The sequence below is a fragment of the Reyranella sp. genome, from assembly GCF_050185545.1.
Classification (GTDB): domain Bacteria; phylum Pseudomonadota; class Alphaproteobacteria; order Reyranellales; family Reyranellaceae; genus Reyranella.
On sequence record NZ_JBFWZI010000269.1, the window covers coordinates 1 to 4,320 of the forward strand.

The 4,320-nt window shown below is 68.1% G+C and carries 4 protein-coding genes; 2 read left to right on the forward strand and 2 right to left on the reverse strand.

The window, feature by feature from the left end; genetic code table 11:
• On the forward strand, positions 1–320 hold a 320-nt coding region (locus tag AB7O82_RS35580), incomplete at its 5' end, for an enolase C-terminal domain-like protein (RefSeq protein WP_428621619.1).
• Between the two features lie 194 nt (positions 321–514).
• Here the strand turns inward: AB7O82_RS35580 and AB7O82_RS35585 are convergent.
• Together AB7O82_RS35585 and AB7O82_RS35590 are read right to left on the reverse strand one after the other, a co-directional pair.
• The gene (locus AB7O82_RS35585; protein ID WP_428621621.1) at positions 515–2,152 is read right to left on the reverse strand and encodes a thiamine pyrophosphate-dependent enzyme; all 1,638 of its coding nucleotides are present in this window, start codon (positions 2,150–2,152) and stop codon (positions 515–517) included.
• 4 nt (positions 2,153–2,156) lie between these two features.
• A complete protein-coding gene (locus AB7O82_RS35590) occupies positions 2,157–3,146 on the reverse strand; it encodes a Bug family tripartite tricarboxylate transporter substrate binding protein (RefSeq protein WP_428621622.1) in 990 nt (329 codons plus the stop codon).
• Positions 3,147–3,331: 185 nt separating this feature from the next.
• Between AB7O82_RS35590 and AB7O82_RS35595 the strand changes: the two genes are divergently transcribed.
• Positions 3,332–4,320, forward strand: a 989-nt coding sequence (locus AB7O82_RS35595) for a tetratricopeptide repeat protein (RefSeq protein ID WP_428621623.1), incomplete at its 3' end; no start/stop codon positions are given.

The following is a 4,320-nucleotide window of genomic DNA, read 5'->3' on the forward strand; positions in this document are numbered from 1 at the left end:
GCGCGGTCGACTACGCCCAGCCCAGCGTCACCAAGGTGGGCGGCGTCACCGAGTTCCTGAAGGTGGCGACCTTGGCCGACGCTGCTGGTGTGACCCTGATGCCGCACTCGCCGTACTTTGGCCCGGGCTTCCTGGCCACGCTGCACCTGCTGGCGGCCCGCGGTGGCGCTGGCGGCATGATCGAGCGCTACCACATGGATCTGGAGGCGAGCCTCTACGGCGACCTGGTGAACCCGGTCGATGGGGGCTTCGTCGTGCCGCTGGGCCCGGGACTTGGGCGCGATCCCGATCCGGACGTGATGAAGACGTACGGGGATTAGCTTGCTCCCCAGCGTCTTCGCCGGGGAGGTGTCGCCGTCATACGGCGACCTGCCTTCGCCGATGCGGAGCCGCTTTGGCTTCGCGCAGGCAGGCGGAGGGGTCATGGCTGGGAGCGCGCCACTCCGATGGCGCTCTTCTTGTTGACAACAAACCCCATGAGCGCCATCGGAGTGGCGCACTCCCAGCAATGAGTTCACCCCCTGCGCGGCCGGATGCGCGGGACCTGGATGATCGACCACGGGTCGGGCAGCTCGCCGACCGGGCAGTCGATCAGGGTCGGGCCGCCGCGCGTGAGGCCGCGGGTAATCGCCGCCCGCAACTCGTCGGGTGACTTCACCCGTTCGCTCGCCAAGCCAAAGCTCTCGGCCAGCTTGACGAAATCGGGATTGCGCAGGTCGCTGGCGATGGTGCGGTTGTTGTAGGACAGCTGCTGGATGCGCCGCACGTTGCCGTAGGCGCCGTCGCTGAACACCACGGCGACCACGCCGATGCCGTGCTGCGCCGCCGTCGCCATCTCCATGGCTGTGAACATGAACCCGCCATCGCCGTTGATCGACACGACCGGCGTATCAGGCTTGGCGACCTTGACGCCGAGAGACGTGGCATAGCCCCAGCCCAACGTGCCCTGGTAGCCCGGGGAGAGGAACGTGCGCGGCTTGTAGGTCGGCCAGGCGAGGCGGGCGGCGTAGCCCATCTGCGTCAGCTCGTCGACCAGGATGCCGTCCTCGGGCAGCGCGCCGCGAATCGCCTCGAGGTATGCGATCTGCGGCCCGAGCTTCTCGCGCAACATCTTGGCCGCGGCGGCCTTGGTCACGGCGACGTGCTCGGCCCGGCCGTTGGGCTTGCCGGCGTGCTTGCCGATCCGATTGGCGAGCGCCGCCAGGGTCGCCGTCGCATCGCCGACAATGCCGATCTCCGGTCGGCGGAAACGGTCGAGCTCGGCGCTGTCGGCATCGATGCGGATGATCCTGAGATCGTCGTCCATGCCCCAGTTCTGCTGCTGGGCCTGCATGCGCGTGCCGACCGCCAGCACGACGTCGGCCTCGCCCCACAGGCGATAGCCCGCCGGCATGGTGACCGAGAGCCGGTGGCGGCCGTCGATAACACCCTGGCCCATGCGCCCCGTCATCACCGGCGCCTCGAGCGTCTCGGCAATCGCCTGCACCGATGCGCCGGCGCCCTGCGCGCCGCCGCCGACCACGATCAGCGGCCGCTTGGCGCCGCCCAGCAACTTGGCCGCCTGCTCGACGGCCTCCTCGTCGACCGGGCAGGGGTCGGGCACGGCCGGCGTCGCGATCAGCTCGACCGGCGCACGCCGGCCCCAGGTGTCCATGGCGCATTCCAGCCCGACCGGCCGGCGGCGGCCCGACAGCATCCGCCGGAACGCCTCGTTGACCAGGCCCGGCGCCTCGCCTGGCGCGTTGATGCGGTCGGCCCACTTGGTGAGACCGCGCATGATCGAAAGCTGGTCCGGCAATTCATGCAGCAGGCCCACGTTGCGGCCGATCATCGCCTGCTGGATCTGGCCGGACAGCGCCAGCACCGGCGCGTTCACCGCATAGGCGGTCGACAGCGCCGCCGTGGTGTTGAGGAAGCCGGGCCCCGGCACGACCACGTAGGCCGAGGGGTCGCCGCTCGCCATGGCGTAGCCCAGCGCCATGTAGGCGCAGGCCTGCTCATGGCGGGCATGGATGGGACGGATCGCGTTGGTGCGATCGTAGAGGGCATCGAAGAACGCGTCGTTCTGGACGCCGGGCAGGCAGAAGATCGTGTCGATGCCGTTCACTTCCAGCATCGACACGACGGCCTGGGCGGTGGTTAGGGTCTGCATCCGGCTATTCTACACGGGCGCCGGACGCCTTGATAATGGGCGCCAGCCTTGCCTCTTCGGCGTCGCGATAGGCGAGCGTGGCGGCCGGCGTGTTCCACCAGGCCGTAGCGCCCAGGTCGGCGAACTTGGCCTTGAGGTCGGCGCTCTCCAGCGCATTCTTCGAGAGCTCCGACAGGCGCGCGACGACGTCGGCCGGCAGCTTGGCCGGTCCGGTCAGCGTGGTCCACGACACGATGTCGAAACCCTCGATGAACTCGGCGACCGCCGGCACGTCCGGGGCGACCGGCGTCCGCTTGGCCGACGTGACGGCGAGCGGCCGCACCTTGCCGGAGCGCGCCTGGGCCAGCGCGCCCGGGATGTTGTCGAAGATCATGTGGACCTGGCCCGCCAGGATGTCCTGCATCGCCGGCGCGGCGCCCCGATAGGGCACGTGCAGAATATCGACGCCAGCCTTGAGCTTGAACAGCTCTCCCGACAGGTGGAGCGTGGTGCCCGAGCCGGCCGAGGCGTAGGAGTACTTGCCCGGGTTCTTCTTCAGGAGGGCGATCAGCTCCGGCAGGTCCTTGACCGGCAGGTCGAGGTTGACCACCAGCATGTTGGGCAGGAACCAGATGGTGCTGACAAAGGTGAAATCGGTGCGGGCGTTGAACGGCAGCTTGGCATAGAGGGTCGGCGCGATGGCGTGACTGGCGATGCCGCCCAGGCCCAGCGTGTAGCCGTCGGGCGCCGACTGCGCGAGCGCGTCGACGCCGACATTGCCGCCCGAGCCGCCCTTGTTCTCGACGATCCACTGCTGGCCGGAGAGTTCCGCCATCTTGGCGCAGAACAGCCGGGAAAGCGTGTCGGTGGCGCCGCCGGCCGGAAAGGGGTTGATGTAGCGGACCGGCTTGTTGGGATAGGTGCCCTGGGCGCGCGCCGATTGCGACAGGATCGCGGGCGCCATCAGCGCCCCACCGATGCCGGCAAGGACGCGCCGGCGCTTCGAACTCGTCATCTCGTTTTCCTCCACACTCTACCATCAAGCCACGCGGACGTGACATGCCGCGCGGGCGCCGTCGACAGGCTGTGCGCAATCGTCCGGCCGCGCCTTTCAGTAGCTTGAAAACTCGCAAAATCTCGTCAATTTTGCCGCTACACTGCGGTTTGGTGTTGGGGAAGCCGCAGGGCGAGGTGAGAACGATGCGGGTGGTGGGTGGTAGCGGGGCCAGGATCGCGAGCGTCGGCGCATGCGCGATTGCGCTGTGCCTCGTCGTCTCCGCGCTGGTCGCGCCAGCTCTCGTCAACTCTGTTGCCGCCCAGCCCAAGCCACAGCAGCCGACCGCTCCCGCGCAGACACCGGCCCAGGCCAAGCCGCCAGCCCCGGCCCAACAACCCAACCCCAAGGACCAGTCGTTCGACATCTGCACCGGCCTGACCGGCGCCAAGGCGGCCAGGAAGGTCGAGGCCTGCAACGAGGCGATCGCGCAGGGCGGTCTCAGCATGCCCGAGCTCGCCGTCGCCTATCTCCACCGCGGCCTGTCGGAAAGCGGCCCGGGCAGCGACACCCGCTCCAAGGCCGACTACCGCCAGTCGATCCGCATCCTGAGCGACCTGATCCTGACGCAGCCGCTCAACCCCTATCTCTACATCCAGCGCGGCGTCGTCCATCAGCAGATCGGCGAGGCCGACCGTGCGATCGTCGATTTCAGCGACGCCATCCGGCTCGCTCCCAAGGAGACGGCGCCGCTGATCCACCGCGGCATCATCCTCTACACCCGCAAGGACAACAGCGACGGCGCCATCGCCGACCTGACGGCCGCGCTCGCCATCAAGAACTGTGACGTCTCGGGCTGGATCAATCGCGGCATCGCCTACAAGCGCAAGGCCGACCTCGACCAGGCGATCAAGGATTTCACCGACGGCATCAAGTGCCTGCCGCCCAATGTCCAGCCGGTGAACACCAAGGAATTGCCCGACAACGTCACCAAGGTGCTGTTGAGGCAACGCGACAAGGACAATCACTGGGCGCTGCTCGCTGCGTTCAGCTACTACCAGCGCGGCCTCGTCTATTACGACAAGCAGCTCTACGACAAGTCGATCGCCGACTTCACCCAGGCGATCCACTACAACCCCGACGACGCGGCGCCGTTCGTCGGCCGCGGCGCGGCGTACATGTACAAGAACGACAC

Excerpts from the sequence above, each read along its gene's own strand:
- AB7O82_RS35585 (WP_428621621.1), bottom strand. The coding sequence starts at position 2,152 with ATGCAGACCCTAACCACCGCCCAGGCCGTCGTGTCGATGCTGGAAGTG.
- AB7O82_RS35590 (WP_428621622.1), bottom strand. The coding sequence starts at position 3,146 with ATGACGAGTTCGAAGCGCCGGCGCGTCCTTGCCGGCATCGGTGGGGCG.